This window comes from Acidovorax sp. SDU_ACID1 (genome assembly GCF_045291395.1).
In the GTDB taxonomy this organism is placed as follows: Bacteria; Pseudomonadota; Gammaproteobacteria; order Burkholderiales; family Burkholderiaceae_C; genus MR-S7.
In genome coordinates, this window is the sequence record NZ_CP152342.1 from 4,881,712 (window position 1) to 4,896,580 (window position 14,869).

A 14,869-nucleotide genomic window follows, 5' to 3' on the forward strand; every position below is an offset into this window, starting at 1 on the left:
GCCCAATAAGCGCTGGAGGCCGATTCGGCTATGAACCCGCGTGGGCGACGAAGCGTTCGAACTCCGGCAGCGGCACGGGGCGCGAGAACAGGTAGCCCTGCGCGTAGTCGCACTGCAGCGCGCCTAGGATGGCACGCTGCTCCGGCGTCTCCACGCCCTCGGCGATGGTCTTGATGCCCAGCTTGTGCGCCATGACGATGATGGCCTCGACGATGATGCGGTCGTTCTCGTCGTGCGCGAGCCCGCGCACGAACGAGGCGTCTACCTTCAGGTAGTCGATGTCGAACTTCTTCAGGTAGGCCAGCGACGAGAAGCCGGTGCCGAAGTCGTCGATGGACACCTCGATGCCCTGCGTGCGGAAGTCCGTCAGGCACTGGCGCACCTGGGGCGAGTCTTCGACCAGCGCGCTTTCGGTGATCTCCAGCGAGATCGACTGCCGCGCGATGCCCAGCGCGTCCAGCCGCGCGCCCCAGTGCGCCACGCCGAAATGCGGCGAGGCCAGCTGCGTGGCCGATGCGTTCACGCTGATCTGCAGCGGCCGCCCGAGCTGCGCCAGCGCGTCGGCCGCCTGGCCGAACACCCAGTCGCCGATCTCGTGGATCAGGCCCGACTCCTCGGCCAGCGGGATGAACTCCAGCGGGCTCACCATGCCGTGCTGCGGGTGATGCCAGCGCAGCAGCGCCTCGGCCTTGGCGACCTCGCCCGTGCGCAGGGTGACGATGGGCTGGTAGTGGACCTGCAATTGCCCGCGCGCCAGCGCCTGGCGCAGGTCGCGCATCAGCGCCTGGTGGTGCTCCACGCGCGCGCGGATCGCATGGGTGAAGTGGGCGAAGCGGTTGCGCCCCTCGGACTTGGCGGCGTACATGGCCTGGTCGGCGTACTTCACGAGGTCTTCGTAGGCCTGCGCGTCGCGCGGGAACACGGCGATGCCCATGCTGGCCTCCACGTGCAGCGGCACGTTGCCGATGAACAGGGGCTCGGCCAGCGCGCGGGTGATGCGCGCGGCCAGCTGCTCGATGGGCGCGCACTCGCCCATGCCGGGCAGGATCACGCCGAACTCGTCGCCGCCCAGCCGCGCCACGAGGTCGCCGTGGCGCAGGCAGCCCTGGATGCGCCGGGCCGCCTCGGCGAGCAGCTCGTCGCCCTTCTCGTGGCCCAGCGTGTCGTTGACCTCCTTGAAGTGGTCCAGGTCGAGCAGCAGCAGGGCCACCGGGAGCTGCGCCGCCTCGGCGCGCAGCATCTCGGCGCGCAGGCGGTCGCGGAACATGCCGCGGTTGGGCAGGCCGGTCAGGTCGTCGAAATTGGCCTGGCGCCAGATCAGCGCATCCTTGCGCTTCTTGTCGGTCACGTCCTTGAGCACGACGGTGGTGCCGATCTCGCGGTGCACCGCATCCTCGATGGGCGTGACGGTGATCTCCACGTGCAGCGCGTGGCCGTTGCGGTTGGTCAGCATGCAGGTGTAGCCGTCGGGCAGCGCGCGGCCGATACGGATGCTCTCGCGGCCGCTTTCGTCCACCAGCGGCACCACCTGCTCCAGCGGCCGGTCGAACGACTCCAGCGCGTGCCAGCCCAGCAGCTCCTCGGCCTTGAGGTTCATGAAGCCAATGCGCCCCTGCGCGTTGGCGACGATCACGCAGTCGTTGATGCTCGCGAGGATGGCCGCGTGCGTCAGCTCGGTCTTGCGCAGGTGCGTTTCCACGTGGTGGCGGTGCATGGCCACGCGCAGCGCCAGGGTCAGGTCGTTCTCGCGGAAGGGCTTGAGGATGTAGCCGAACTGCGCGTTGGTCTGCGCGCGCTGCAGCGTCTCGCGGTCGGAGTGGGCGGAGGCGAACACCACCGGCGTGCCCAGCTGCCCGTAGATCTGCTGCGCGGCCTCGATGCCGGTCATGCGGCCCTTGAGGTGGATGTCCATGAGCACCAGGTCCGGGCGGTGGTCCTGCGCCATGTCGATGGCCTCCCGCCCCGTGTCGGCGATGCCCACCACCTCGTGGCCCATGCGGGTGAGGCGGTCGGCCGTCTCCTCGGCGATGAGCGCCTCGTCCTCGACGACCAGCAGCCGCCATGCGCGATCGGTGATGCTCACTCCTCCTCCTTCTTCTGGCGCAGCGGCGCCGTCAGCAGCGCCTCGGTGCCCGGCGCGGCCGGTCGCAGGACGATCTGCCCGTTGATCTGCTTGGACAGCGAGCGCATCAGGCGCATGCCCAGCGAGGTGCCGCCGCCCATGTCGAAGCCCTGCGGCAGGCCCGTGCCGTCGTCGCGCACGCCCAGCGCGAACGTGCCGGGGTCGACCCGGCGCAGCGTCACGTGCAGGGTGCCGCCCTGCGCCAGGCCGTGCTTGATCGCATTGGTGACCAGTTCGTTGAGGATCAGCCCGCAGGGCACCGCCGTGTCGATGCCCAGCAGGATCGGCTCCAGCGCCGTCGTGAGCACGACCGGGCGGCCGTCCAGCCCGTAGCTGGCGACGAGCCGGGCGCTCAGGTTGGCCACGTACTCGGAGAAGTCCACCTCCGCGAGATTGTCGTGGCTGTACAGGCTCTCGTGCACCATGGCCATCGAGCGCACGCGGTCCTGGCTCTGCTGCATGATGGTCTTCATGCGCTCGTCGTGCAGGTAGCTCGACTGCAGGTAGAACAGGCTGGAGATCACCGCGAGGTTGTTCTTCACCCGGTGGTGGATCTCCTTGAGCAGCACTTCCTTTTCCTTGAGCGAATCGAGCAGCAGTTGCTCGGCGCGCTTGCGGTCGGTCACGTCGCGGATGGCGCTGGACACGAGCAGCCCCTCGGCCGTCTCGATTGGGCTCAGGCTGATCTCGATGGGGAACTCGGTGCCGTCCTTGCGCAGCCCGCGCAGCTCCAGCCCGTTGCCCATGGGGCGCGGGTGCGGGCTGGCGAAATAGCCGCTGCGGTGGCTGGGGTGGCGCGCGTGGAAGCGCGCAGGCATGAGCATCTCCACGTTCTGGCCCAGCAGGTCCTGGCGCTCGTAGCCGAAGAGCTTCTCGGTCTGCGAGTTGACGAGCGCGATGCGGCCGTCGGCGCGCACGATCACGATGGCGTCGGGCGCCGATTCCAGCAGCGCCTGGAACTGGCGCTCGGCGCGGCGCCGGTTCGTCAGGTCGGCCACGATCTTGGACGCGCCCACGATGCGCCCCTGCCCGTCGCGCACGGGCGAGACGGTGAGCCAGACCTCGATGAGCCGCCCGCTCTTGTGCACGCGGCGGGACTCGTAGGGCTCCACGCGCGAGCCGTGGTGGATCTGGCGCATGATGCGCTCCTCCTCCGCCCGCATGGGTTCGGGGATGAGCACCGAGATGTGCCGCCCCGTGATCTCGGCGGCGGTGTAGCCGAACATGCGCTCGGCCGCAGGGTTCCAGCTCTGGATCGTGCCCTGCAGGCTCTTGCCGATGATCGCGTCCGTGGCCGACTCGATGATCGCTGCGAGCCGGTAGCGCTCCTCCTGCGCCCGCACGCGCGAGGTGATGTCGCGGATCGCGCTGACCACCAGCGTGCCGTCCTCGGTCTCCAGCGGGCTCAGGCTGATCTCGATGGGGAATTCCGCACCGTCCTTGCGCAGGCCGTGCAGCTGCATCTCCTCGCCCATCGGGCGCACGCGCGGGTTGGCGTGGTAGCCCTGGCGGTGCGCGGGGTGGTGCGCGCGCAGGCGCTCGGGGATGAGGATCTCGATCGGCTGGCCCAGCAGCTCCTCGCGCCGGAAGCCGAACAGGCGCTCGGTCTGCGAATTCACCAGCACGATGCGGCCCTGCGCGTCGACGATCACCATCGCGTCGGGCGCGGATTCCAGCAGGCCGCGGAAGCGCTTCTCGGCCTGCTGGCGCTCGGTCACGTCGCGCACCACGCACAGCGCCGCCATGCCCGCATCCGTCGCGATGGGGCTGAGCATCACGTCCACCGGGAACTCGCTGCCGTCCTGGCGCCGGCCCGACAGCTCCAGCCCCGCGCCCATGGGCCGCGAGTGCGGCGCCGCGAAGTAGCGCTGGCGGTAGCCTGCGTGGCGCGGCGCGAAGCGGCCGGGGATCAGCGTGTCGACGGGCTGCCCGTCCAGCGCGCCCGGCGCGAAGCCGAAGAGCTGGCAGGCGCGCGTATTGGCCTGCACGATGCGCCCGTCCTCCGCCACGACCAGCAGGCCGTCGGGCGAGGCCTCGAAGATGTGGCGGTAGAAGTCCATCGCGTGCCCTCGCGCCTCAGCGTGGCGGCAGCAGCCGGGAAACAGGAGATGCCTGGGCGGTGACCGGATGGTACGGGCGCATGGGTGACTCGCTGGGACAGGGGCCGCCCAGGGGGCGGGGAGCAAGCAGCCTGCAACGCTTGCTTGCATTGGACACAACTGTAGCGATTTCCGGACCGTTCTGATCCGCGTTAAGGATATTTGACGGCGCTCCGGGGGCTTGCACATGCAAAACGGGGTGGCGCTGCCCAAAAAAAACGCGCCCCGCAGGGCGCGTCTCTAGCAACGGGAGCGTGGGCTCACTTGCTGGCCATCACCCGCACCATCTCCAGGCACTTGTTGGAGTAGCCCCATTCGTTGTCGTACCAGGCGACGAGCTTCACGAAGGTCTTGTCCAGCGCGATGCCGGCCTCGGCGTCGAACACCGAGGTGCAGGTCTCGCCGCGGAAGTCGGTGGCCACCACCTTGTCCTCGGTGTAGCCCAGCACGCCCTTGAGCGCTCCTTCGGACTGGGCCTTCATCTCGGCCTTGATCTCGTCGTAGCTGGCTTCCTTCTCCAGCTCCACCGTCAGGTCCACCACCGACACGTCGGAGGTGGGCACGCGGAAGGACATGCCGGTCAGCTTCTTGTTGAGCGCGGGGATCACCACGCCCACGGCCTTGGCGGCGCCGGTGCTGCTGGGGATGATGTTCTCCAGGATGCCGCGGCCGCCGCGCCAGTCCTTGTTGCTGGGGCCGTCCACGGTCTTCTGCGTGGCGGTGGCGGCGTGCACGGTGGTCATCAGGCCGCGCTTGATGCCCCACTTGTCGTTGAGCACCTTGGCGATGGGCGCCAGGCAGTTCGTGGTGCAGGAGGCGTTGGAGATGATGGCCTGGCCCGCGTAGGTCTGGCAGTTCACGCCGAAGACGAACATGGGCGTGTCGTCCTTGGAGGGAGCGGACATCAGCACCTTCTTGGCGCCGGCGGCCAGGTGCTTCTCGGCGCTGGCCTTGTCCAGGAACAGGCCCGTGGACTCGATCACGATGTCGGCGCCGACCTCGTTCCACTTCAGGTTGGCGGGGTCGCGCTCCTGCGTCAGGCGGATCTTCTTGCCGTTGACGATGAGCGTGTTGCCCTCGACCGACACTTCGCCCTTGAAGCGGCCGTGCACCGAGTCGTAGCGCAGCATGTAGGCCAGGTATTCGGGCTCCAGCAGGTCGTTGATGCCGACGACCTCGATGTCGGAGAAGTTCTGCACTGCCGAGCGCAGCACGTTGCGGCCGATGCGGCCGAAGCCGTTGATGCCGATCTTGATGGTCATGGTCAATCTCTCCTCAAAGTTGCAATGTCGAAACCGGGGGATTCATTTCGCGCGGCGCAGCGCGGCCTGCACCGTGTCGGCCACGTTCTCGGCCGTGAAGCCGAAGTGCTTGAACAGCACGCCGGCCGGCGCCGACTCGCCGAAGGTGTCGATGCCCACCACGGCGGCGCAGCCGTACTTCCACCAGAAGTCGGTCACGCCCATCTCCACGGCGATGCGCGGCACGCCGGCGGGCAGCACCAGCTTCTTGTACTTCGCGTCCTCGCGGTCGAAGGTCGTGGTGCTGGGCATGGAGACCACGCGCACGGCGATCTTGCGCTCGGCCAGGAGCTTCTGCGCGGCCAGGGCGAGCTGCACCTCGGAGCCGGTGGCGATGATGACCGCCTGGGCGCGTTTCTTGAGGCCGATGTCCTTGGGCTCGGAGAGGATGTAGGCGCCGCGCGAGATGTCGCCCAGGTCGCTCTTGGGAGCGTAGGGCAGGTTCTGGCGCGACAGCAGCAGCGCGGTGGGCCTGTCGCGGTTGGACAGGGCCACGCTCCAGGCCACGGCCGTCTCGGCCGTGTCGCCGGGGCGCCACACGTCCAGGTTGGGGATCAGGCGCAGGCTGGCCGCGTGCTCGATGGACTGGTGCGTGGGGCCGTCCTCGCCCAGGCCGATGGAGTCGTGCGTGAACACGTGGATCACGCGCTGCTTCATCAGCGCGGCCATGCGGATGGCGTTGCGGCTGTAGTCGCTGAACGTGAGGAAGGTGCCGCCGTAGGGGATGAACCCGCCGTGCAGCGCGATCCCGTTCATCACCGCGGCCATGCCGAACTCGCGCACGCCGTAGTTGATGTGGCGTCCGCCCATCTTGAAGGTCTGCTCGCCCAGCACCACCTCGGTCTGCACCACGTGGCCCTGCTCGTCGAAACGCAGCGCGGGCGTGCTCTTGGTATTGGTGAGGTTGGAGCCCGTCAGGTCGGCGCTGCCGCCCAGCAGCTCGGGCAGGCGGGCGGTGAAGGCTTCCAGCGCGATCTGGCTGGCCTTGCGGCTGGCCACGGTCTCGGCCTTGGTGTGGGCGGCCACCACGGCGTCCACGGCGGTCTGGGCGAAATGCTTGGGCAGGTCGCCGGCCATGCGGCGCGTGAACTCCGCGGCCTGCTCGGGGAAGGCAGCGGCGTAGGCGGCGAAGCGCTCGTTCCACTCGGATTCGGCGGCGGTGCCGGCGTCCTTGGCGTTCCAGTCGGCGTAGACCTCGGCGGGGATCTCGAACGGCGCGCTGCTCCAGCCCAGCGCGCTGCGCGTCAGGGCGATTTCCTCGGCGCCCAGCGGCTCGCCGTGCGCCTTGGCGGTGTTGGCGCGGTTGGGCGAGCCCTTGCCGATGGCCGTCTTGCAGACGATGAAGCTGGGCTTGTCGGCGCTGGCCTTGGCACTGGCGATGGCCGCGGCCACGGCGTCCGCGTCGTGTCCGTCCACGGGGCCGATCACGTTCCAGCCGCAGGCGCGCAGGCGCGCGGGCGTGTCGTCCACGAACCAGGGGGCCACCTGGCCGTCGATGCTGATGCCGTTGTCGTCGTACAGGGCGATCAGCTTGTTCAGCTTCCACGCGCCGGCGAGCGAGATCGCCTCCTGGCTGATGCCTTCCATCAGGCAGCCGTCGCCCAGGAACACGTAGGTGTGGTGGTCCACGATGGTGTGGTCAACATCACCATCCTTGCGGTTGAACTCGGCGGCCAGCAGCTTCTCGGCCAGCGCGAAGCCCACGGCGTTGGTGATGCCCTGGCCCAGCGGGCCGGTGGTGGTCTCCACGCCGGGGGTGATGCCGTGCTCGGGGTGGCCGGCCGTCTTGCTGTGCAGCTGGCGGAAGTTCTTCAGCTCCTCGATCGGCAGCGGGTAGCCCGTGAGGTGCAGCAGCGCGTACAGCAGCATGGAGCCGTGGCCGTTGGAGAGCACGAAGCGGTCGCGGTCGGCCCACTGTGGGTTCGCGGGGTTGTGCCGCAGGTGGCGGCCCCACAGCGCCACGGCCATGTCGGCCATGCCCATCGGGGCACCGGGGTGGCCGGAATTGGCTTGTTGAACGGCATCCATTGCGAGTGCGCGGATCGCATTCGCCATTTGTTGAGAGTTGGCCATGAAGAGGGGGCGCCGCGCGGCGGGCGCGAGTTGTCTAGCAAAGCCCGCGATTTTACCGGGGCCCCCGCCGCGACAGGATTCTTGACAATCGGAGCCGGTATGCCGCCCGATACTCGGGGCTTCCGCAACGACCTCAGGAAGGGAACCGACCGCCATGAAGAAATCCATCACCCGTGCCCTCATGACCGCCGCCTTCGCAGGCGCCACCCTGGGCCTGCTGGCGGGCTGCTCCGTCGCGCGCAAGCAGGAAACCGTGGGCGAATACATCGACGGCTCGGCCGTCACCACCGCCGTGAAGGCCCAACTGGCCAACGACCCCGCCACGTCGGCCGCCGCCATCCACGTCAAGACCATCGACGGCGGCATCGTGCAGCTGTCGGGTTTCGCCAAGTCGCAGGCCGAGAAGAACCGCGCGGGCGAGGTGGCACGCTCCGTCAAGGGCGTGACCGAGGTGCGCAACAGCCTCATCGTCAAGCCCTGAAGAGTCATTCAGTCAAAAAGGCTGCCCGCGCTTGTCTGGCAAGCGCGGGCAGCTATTGTTTTTGATGCGGCGGCCCCAGGCTACCGCCCGGTGAAGACCGGGCGCCGCTTCTCGGCGAAAGCCCGGGCGGCTTCGCGGAAATCCTCGCTGCGGTCGGCGCGCAGCACCATGGCGTCGAGCGATGCGCGCTCCTGTTCCACGCGGCCTGCCAGCACGGCGTTGAGCTGGGCCTTGGAGCCCGCGATGGACAGCGGCGCGGCCTGCGCCATGCCCGCGCCGAACGCGAAGGCCGCCTCCACCGCATCGCCATCGGCCAGAGCGTCGAGATAGCCCACGCGGTGCGACTCGGCGGCGTCGTACAGCGCGGCTTCGTATACCCAGCGGCGCGCGTTCGACGCGCCGATCAGCCATGCCAGGCGCTGCAGCTGGACCGTGGGGTACACCAGCCCGAGCTTGGCCACCGGCACGCCGACGCGCGCGGTGGCGTCTCCCACGCGGAAGTCGCAGCACATGGCCAGGCTGCAGCCGCCGCCCACGCAGACGCCGGAGATTGCGGCGATCACCGGCTTGGGCGCGGCCTGCACGGCGGCATAGCATTCCTGGATGCGCGCGCGCCATGCGTTCTTTTCCGCCTCGCCGGTGACGGCGGAGAAGGCCACCACGTCGTCGCCGGCGCAGAAATGGCCGCCCGCGCCCGTGAGCACGATGAGCTTGACCGACGGGTCGGCGCCCAGCGTCTCGAATGCCGCCTTCAGTTCGGTCCAGGCCGCGAAGTCGCAGGCATTGCGCCGGTGGGGCCGTGCGATGGAGACCAGGGAGCGGCCCTCGCCGCGATGCTCGATACGGATGTCTGATGCAGAGGCCATGTCGTCAATCCGCCTTGATGGAGCTGCTCTGGATGACCTTGCGCCACTGGGCCAGCTCCTGGCCCAGGCGCTGCGTGGCCTCCTCGGGCGTGGAGGCGGCGCGCTCGATGCCCAGCGTCTGGAAGCGCGCCTGCACGTCGGGCATCTGCAGGATCTTGCCGATCTCCTGGTTCAGCCGCTGCACCACGGGCTGGGGCGTGGCGGCCGGGGCCAGCACGGCATAGACGGACGCGACCTCGAAGCCGGGGTAGCCCGCTTCGCGCGTGGTGGGCACGTCGCGCAGCGCGCCGATGCGCTCGGGCGTGGTCACCGCCAGGGGGCGCAGCTTGCCGGACTTGAGGTTGGCCACGGCCGTGGGCACGGTGGCGAACATCAGGCTGAGCTGGCCGGCCATCAGGTCGGTGATGGCGGGCGCCGCGCCGCGGTAGGGGATGTGCACCATGCTCACGCCCGCCTGTTGCTTGAACATCTCGCCCGCCACGTGCTCGATGGAGCCGTTGCCCGCCGAGCCGTAGTCCATGCCGCCGGGCCGGGCCTTGGCGGCCTTCACCAGGTCGGCCACCGAGCGCGCGGGCAGCGCTTCGTTGACCACCAGCACCAGCGGCAGGTAGCCCACGGTCGAGACGCCCGCGAAGTCCTTGTCGAGGTGGTAGCCCGCCGTGGCGGGGTAGAGCAGCGAGTTCATCGCGTAGGTGGTGACCGGCGCCATCAGCAGCGTGTGCCCGTCGGGAGCGGCCTTGGCGACGAACTGCGCGCCGATGTTGCCCGACGCGCCCGCCTTGTTGTCCACCACCACGGGCTTGCCCAGGGCGTCGCCGAGCTTTTGCGACAGCAGGCGCGCCACCGCATCCACCGCGCCGCCGGCCGCGTAGCCCACGACCATCGTCACCTGGCGCGAGGGGTAGTCCTGCGCGAACGGCGCCGTGCAGGCCAGGGCCGCCGCGCAGGCGGCCACGCAGTGCTTGAGGTACTTCTTCATGGTCAGCTCCGGGGTTGTTCGGCGTCCCAAACGCCGGTGAGGGTGCGGGGCAGCTCGTTCTTGCGGATGCGCTGCGTCGGGGTCTTGGGCAGTTCGTCGACGAAGGCGACGAAGCGCGGCACCTGGAACGCCGGCATGCGCGGCTTGCACCAGTCCACCAGTTCCTGGGGCGGCAGCTGCGCGCCCTCGGCCAGGCGCACGAAGAGCTTCAACTCCTCGTCGCCCAGCTCGCTGGGCACGCCCACCACCGCGCATTCGGCGATGGTCGGGTGCTCGCCGATCACGCGCTCCACTTCCCAGGCCGAGATGTTGATGCCGCGCCGGCGCACCGTGTCCTTCTTGCGGCCGGCGAAGTAGTAGTAGCCGGCTTCGTCGCGCCGCGCCAGGTCGCCGCTGCAGAACCACTCGCCGCGCCGCGCGGCCTCGGTGGCCGCTTCGTTGCGGAAGTAGCCGAGGAACTGCAGGCCCGGCACGCGCGAGCGCACGCAGATCTCGCCCGGCTGGCCCACGGGCACCTCGTTGCCCTCGTCGTCGGTCAGCTTCAGGTCGAAGTACGACAGCGGCTGGCCGATGGAGAACTTGGGGCCCTGCGGGTTGACGGTGACGAAGGTGATCATCTCCGACAGGCCGTAGCCCTCGCGCATCTCCACGCCGAAGCGCTCGGAGAACACGTCCCACACCTCGGGCGGGCAGCCGCCGCCCCAGGCGATGCGCACCTGGTGGTCGCGGTCGTTGCCCTTCGGCGGCTGCTTGAGCAGCATGGGCAAAACACCGCCCAGGTAGTGGATGTGCGTGACGCCATAGTGGCGGCACTGGTCCCAGAACTGCGAGGCGCTGAACTTCTCCACCATCGCCAGCGTGAGCTTCTGCAGGATGGCGGCGATGCACACGGCCACGCCTGCGCCGTGGTGCAGCGATTCCCACAGCAGGAACACGTCGCCCGGCTGCGCGCCCGTGAGGCGCAGCGTGCCCATGGGGCCGGCGCGCAGCGTGCGGTCGGACTTGTTCACGCCCTTGGGCGCGCCCGTGGTGCCCGAGCTGGGCGTGAGGGCGATGATGTCGTCCGGCCCCGGCTCCACCGCGGGCGGGGCGCTGTCGGCATGCGCCAGCAGCGCGGCGAAGTCGTCCTGCGCGCCGCCGCGCCACAGCGTCATCTCCACCGCATTGGTGGGCAGCGCCTCGGCCAGCACCTCGGCATATTCCACGTCGGCGATCAGCGCGCGCGGCGCGAAGGCCTCGAACGGGTAGGCCAGCGACGCGCCCTTGAAGCCGGTGTTGACCGGCACGCGCACCAGCCCCACCTTGGCGAGCGCGAGGATCGCCACCAGGTGGTCCGGGTGGCTGGGCAGCATCAACGCCACGCGGTCGCCGGGCTGCAAACCCCGCGCCAGCAGGGCGTTGGCCACGCGGTTCACCTGGGCGTCGATCTCGCCGGAGGTGTGGTCGCGGTCCTGGAACTTCAGCAGCACGTGGCCGGGGTCTTCCTTGGCCCGGCGGTCCATGATGCGGCGCAGCGTCTCGTCGCCGACCGGCGGCATCTCGATCATGGCTGGGTCCCTCCCAGCGCGTGGCCGCGCGCGGCCATGAAGCTCTCCATCTTGCGCGCCGGCTCGCCCGAGGCGTAGGACTCGCGGTGCGCGCGGATGGCCGCGTCGATGGTCTGGCGGAAGCCCGCCTCGGTCATGTCGGCGAACCAGGCACGGTCCAGGCGCATCGCCAGCGGGGCCTTGGCGGCCAGTTGTTCGGCGATCTCCAGAGCCTTCGGCAGCACCTGCTCGCGCGGCACCAGGTGGTGGATCAGGCCGATCTCGCGGCACTCCTGCGCCTCCATCATGCGGCCCGTGAGCGTCAGCTCGATGGTGCGCGACATGCCCAGGATCTCCTTCATGATCCACGGCCCGGTGATGCTGGCGATGCCGGAGTTGATCTCCGGCTGGCCCATCTTCACCTCGGCATGGCCCACGCGGATGTCGCACAGCAGCGCTACTTGGAAGGCCGAGCCGGCGGCCGTGCCGTTGAGCGCGGCCACGACGGGCTTGGTCAGGCGCCGCAGCGTGCCGTAGAAGTCTTCCCACTCGCGGATCCAGGTCTCGGCCCGGTCGGCGTCGAAGTCGTGCGCCTCGGCGAAATCCTGCCCGGCAGAGAACGCGCGCTCGCCCGCGCCCGTCATGACGACGGCGCCGATCGCGGCGTCGCCGTCGTAGTCGCGCAAGGCCGCCACGATCTGGTCGCGCATGGCCTTGTCCCAGGCATTGAGCTTGGACGGTTTGTTGAGCGTGATCAGGCCCACGGGCCCGCGGCGCTCGAGGAGGACGGCAGGAGAGGTCATTGGATGCGTCGGCTGAACCGGCGTTGGGTGGTGATGCCTCGGAAGAATAGGAAGCGCAGGGCATGTCGTCCAATGACAAGTTATGCAGAATGCATATCCATCTGGATATACTTGCCGCTGCCAAGCAGGAGACACCCATGCGCTGGAAGCTGATCGAAACCTTTCGCGCGGTGATGCTCACGCGGTCGATGACGGTGGCCGCGCACGACCTGCATACCTCGCAGCCCAACGTCAGCCGCGCCATCGGGCAACTGGAGGCAATGGTCGGCTTCCCCCTGTTCGTGCGGCTGGGCGGGCGCCTGACGCCCACGCCCGAGGCCGAAGCGTTCTTCCAGTCGGTGCAGCGCTGGTTCCTCGGCATGGAAGCGCTGGCGGACAGCGCCAGGCAGATCCGCGAAGTGGGCTCGGGCACGCTGCGCATCGGCGCGGTGGCGTCGCTTGCCATGAGCGTCATGCCGGAAGCCATGCACGCGTTTCGCCTGCGGTACCCGGACGCATCCGTTTCCATCCACACGGGCGACTCGGCCACGGTGGCGAAGTGGACCGCGAACCGGTACGTGGACCTGGGCCTGGTGACCAACCTGGATGACACGCCGGGCCTGCAGTCCACGCTGTGGGCCGAGGAAAACGGCGTGTGCATCGTTCCCGAGGGGCACCGGCTGGCGGGCCGGGCCGTGGTGCGCAGCGCCGACCTGGACGACGAAACCTTCATCTCGCTGACCCAGGGCGACGGCACGCGCGCGGTGGTGGACGCGGCGTTCGTGCCCGACAGGCGGCGGCTGACGCTGGACGCGCCCTATTCGGCGGTCATCTGCCGCATGGTGAGCCTGGGGCTGGGCGTGAGCGTGCTCAATCCGCTCGTCGTGCGGCATCTGGACCTGGCCGGCATCCAGGTGCTGCCCTTCGAGCCCCGCGTGAATTTCGTCCGCTACATCCTCATGGCGCAGCAGCAGGCGCCATCCGTACTGATGCGCGTCTTCGTGGAGTGCCTGGACGGCATGTAGCCTGGAACGGGCGCGCCCGCGCCGGATTCAAGCGAAAAGTGCCTCCAGCGCTTTCCCATCAAGCGCGAGCAGCTATGGTTTTGGGAGCGCGTGCGTAAGCATGGCGCGGGATGCATGCCAGCACGCGCAGCAACCGGGCGCGGTGCTCGCGCTCCACCTGCCGCCAGGGCTGACCCGTCAGCACGGCCTCCAGCGACCAGAGGAGGGGCAGGCCCACATGGACGTTGGCCGCCTGGGCGCGCACGTAGGCCTCCACGCTGCCCAGCGCGCGCAACTCCTGCAGCGAATGGATGCCCGCGCGCGCCAGCATGTGCCGCGCGAGCGGGTCGAGTCCGGGCAAGGAGGCGGGGGAGGGGTCATCGGCGGCCGAAGGAATGGAAACGCGGCCGATTCTGGGCAAACGCCCGTGCGCGCGCCATGCACAGCGCATGCGAAGACTCACATTTGAAGGATTTTCACGATTGCGGCGCGCCCTGCTTGCGGCGGCGCGGCGTTCCGTCATGATGCCGCCATGCCCTCCGCTCCCACCCTGGACCATCTGCGCCGCCACGCCGTCGCGCGCACGCTGTTTGCGCCCACCACGCTGCCGCGCGCCATCGCGCGGCTGGGCTTCGTCCAGGCCGATCCCATCCGCGCGCCGGCCCGCGCGCAGGACCTCACGCTGCGCCACCGCGTGCGCGGCTACCGCGCCGGCGACCTGGAGCGGCGCTATGCGCGGCTGGGGCTGGAGGAAGACTTCTTCGTCAACTATGGCTTCCTGCCGCCCCGGCACGCGGCGCTGATGCACCCGCGCACGCCGCGCACGGCCTGGACGCCCGAGCGCGAGCGCCAGGCCGCTGCCGTGCTGGAGTTCGTGCGCGCCAGCGGCGCCGTGCATCCGCGCGAGGTCGAGGCGCGCTTCGCCCACGGCAAGGCGAGCAACTGGTTCGGCGGCAGCACCACCGCCAGTGCCCAGCTGCTGGACGCCATGCACTACCGCGGCCTGCTGCGCGTGGCGCGGCGCGAGGGCGGCACGCGGCTCTACGCCGTGCGGACGCCAGCAGAGGACGAGGGCGCCAGCGCAATGGCGCGCATGGATGCGCTGGTGGACCTGGCCGTCGCCAAATACGCGCCGCTGCCCGCCGCCAGCCTGGGCCGGCTGCTGAGCCACCTGCGCGGCGGCGCCCCGCAATGGGCCGCCGAGCGCGCCGGCGCCCTGGCCCGCGCCCGCCGGCGGCTGGCGCATGCGCGCGTCGATGGCGTGGACTGGTACTGGCCCGCCGGCGAGAACCCCGCCGCCGCGCGCTGGCGCCCGCCGCAGGGCGTGCGCCTGCTCACGCCGTTCGACCCGGTGGTGTGGGACCGGCGCCGCTTCGAGCTGCTGTGGGGCTGGGCCTACCGCTTCGAGGCCTACACGCCCGCGCCCCGGCGCCAGCTGGGCTACTACGCGCTGCCGCTGCTGTGGCGCGAGCAGGTGATCGGCTGGGGCAACCTCGCGGTGGTGCAGGGCGGGGCGGGCGCGCAGCTGCAGGCGCAATTCGGCTATGTGGCCGGCCGGCCGCCGCGCGAGGCGGCGTTCCACGCCGCGCTGGACGAGGAACTGGCGCGGATGCGCGCCTTCCTGGGCGTTTGACGG

At 69.8% G+C, this 14,869-nt stretch carries 12 protein-coding genes; 3 read left to right on the forward strand and 9 right to left on the reverse strand.

Annotated features, from left to right (window positions below):
• Positions 1–28: 28 nt before the first annotated feature.
• From AAG689_RS23715 to tkt, 4 genes are all read right to left on the reverse strand, one after another.
• The gene (locus AAG689_RS23715; RefSeq protein ID WP_406624054.1) at positions 29–2,083 is read right to left on the reverse strand and encodes a putative bifunctional diguanylate cyclase/phosphodiesterase; all 2,055 of its coding nucleotides are present in this window, start codon (positions 2,081–2,083) and stop codon (positions 29–31) included.
• Positions 2,080–4,182 carry a PAS domain S-box protein gene (locus AAG689_RS23720; RefSeq protein WP_020229193.1) on the reverse strand — a complete coding sequence of 701 codons (2,103 nt, stop codon included), beginning with the start codon at positions 4,180–4,182 and terminating at the stop codon, positions 2,080–2,082. Before AAG689_RS23720 ends, AAG689_RS23715 begins: the two co-directional genes overlap by 4 nt.
• Positions 4,183–4,481: 299 nt before the next feature.
• Positions 4,482–5,483: a type I glyceraldehyde-3-phosphate dehydrogenase gene (gene gap, locus AAG689_RS23725; protein WP_406624055.1), complete on the reverse strand. Its 1,002-nt coding sequence runs from the start codon at positions 5,481–5,483 to the stop codon at positions 4,482–4,484.
• A 42-nt stretch (positions 5,484–5,525) separates the two neighbouring features.
• A complete protein-coding gene (gene tkt / locus AAG689_RS23730; RefSeq protein WP_406624056.1) occupies positions 5,526–7,595 on the reverse strand; it encodes a transketolase in 2,070 nt (689 codons plus the stop codon).
• Positions 7,596–7,749: 154 nt separating this feature from the next.
• On the opposite strand from tkt, the gene AAG689_RS23735 reads away from it, so the two are divergent.
• Positions 7,750–8,076, forward strand: a complete 327-nt coding sequence (locus tag AAG689_RS23735; protein WP_406624057.1) for a BON domain-containing protein — start codon at positions 7,750–7,752, stop codon at positions 8,074–8,076.
• Positions 8,077–8,156: 80 nt separating this feature from the next.
• Here AAG689_RS23735 and AAG689_RS23740 read toward each other — a convergent pair whose 3' ends face one another.
• Genes AAG689_RS23740 through AAG689_RS23755 form a run of 4 tightly spaced genes read right to left on the reverse strand, consistent with a single transcriptional unit; the run spans position 8,157 to position 12,250 of the window.
• A complete protein-coding gene (locus tag AAG689_RS23740; RefSeq protein ID WP_406624058.1) occupies positions 8,157–8,942 on the reverse strand; it encodes an enoyl-CoA hydratase/isomerase family protein in 786 nt (261 codons plus the stop codon).
• Between the two features lie 4 nt (positions 8,943–8,946).
• Positions 8,947–9,921 carry a tripartite tricarboxylate transporter substrate binding protein gene (locus AAG689_RS23745; RefSeq protein WP_406624059.1) on the reverse strand — a complete coding sequence of 325 codons (975 nt, stop codon included), beginning with the start codon at positions 9,919–9,921 and terminating at the stop codon, positions 8,947–8,949.
• A gap of 2 nt (positions 9,922–9,923) precedes the next feature.
• Positions 9,924–11,468, reverse strand: coding sequence for an AMP-binding protein (locus AAG689_RS23750; protein WP_406624060.1), 1,545 nt, complete (start codon positions 11,466–11,468; stop codon positions 9,924–9,926).
• The gene (locus AAG689_RS23755) at positions 11,465–12,250 is read right to left on the reverse strand and encodes an enoyl-CoA hydratase/isomerase family protein (RefSeq protein WP_406624061.1); all 786 of its coding nucleotides are present in this window, start codon (positions 12,248–12,250) and stop codon (positions 11,465–11,467) included. The genes AAG689_RS23750 and AAG689_RS23755 overlap by 4 nt, the downstream gene beginning before the upstream one ends.
• A 137-nt stretch (positions 12,251–12,387) precedes the next feature.
• On the opposite strand from AAG689_RS23755, the gene AAG689_RS23760 reads away from it, so the two are divergent.
• The gene (locus tag AAG689_RS23760; protein ID WP_406624062.1) at positions 12,388–13,254 is read left to right on the forward strand and encodes a LysR family transcriptional regulator; all 867 of its coding nucleotides are present in this window, start codon (positions 12,388–12,390) and stop codon (positions 13,252–13,254) included.
• 58 nt (positions 13,255–13,312) lie between these two features.
• Here the strand turns inward: AAG689_RS23760 and AAG689_RS23765 are convergent, their stop codons facing one another.
• Complete coding sequence (locus AAG689_RS23765; protein WP_406624063.1) at positions 13,313–13,594, reverse strand: TfoX/Sxy family DNA transformation protein; 282 nt, start codon at positions 13,592–13,594, stop codon at positions 13,313–13,315.
• 171 nt (positions 13,595–13,765) lie between these two features.
• Here AAG689_RS23765 and AAG689_RS23770 point away from each other — a divergent pair, with 171 nt between their 5' ends.
• Positions 13,766–14,866, forward strand: coding sequence for a DNA glycosylase AlkZ-like family protein (locus AAG689_RS23770; protein WP_406624064.1), 1,101 nt, complete (start codon positions 13,766–13,768; stop codon positions 14,864–14,866).
• The last annotated feature ends 3 nt before the right edge of the window (positions 14,867–14,869 follow it).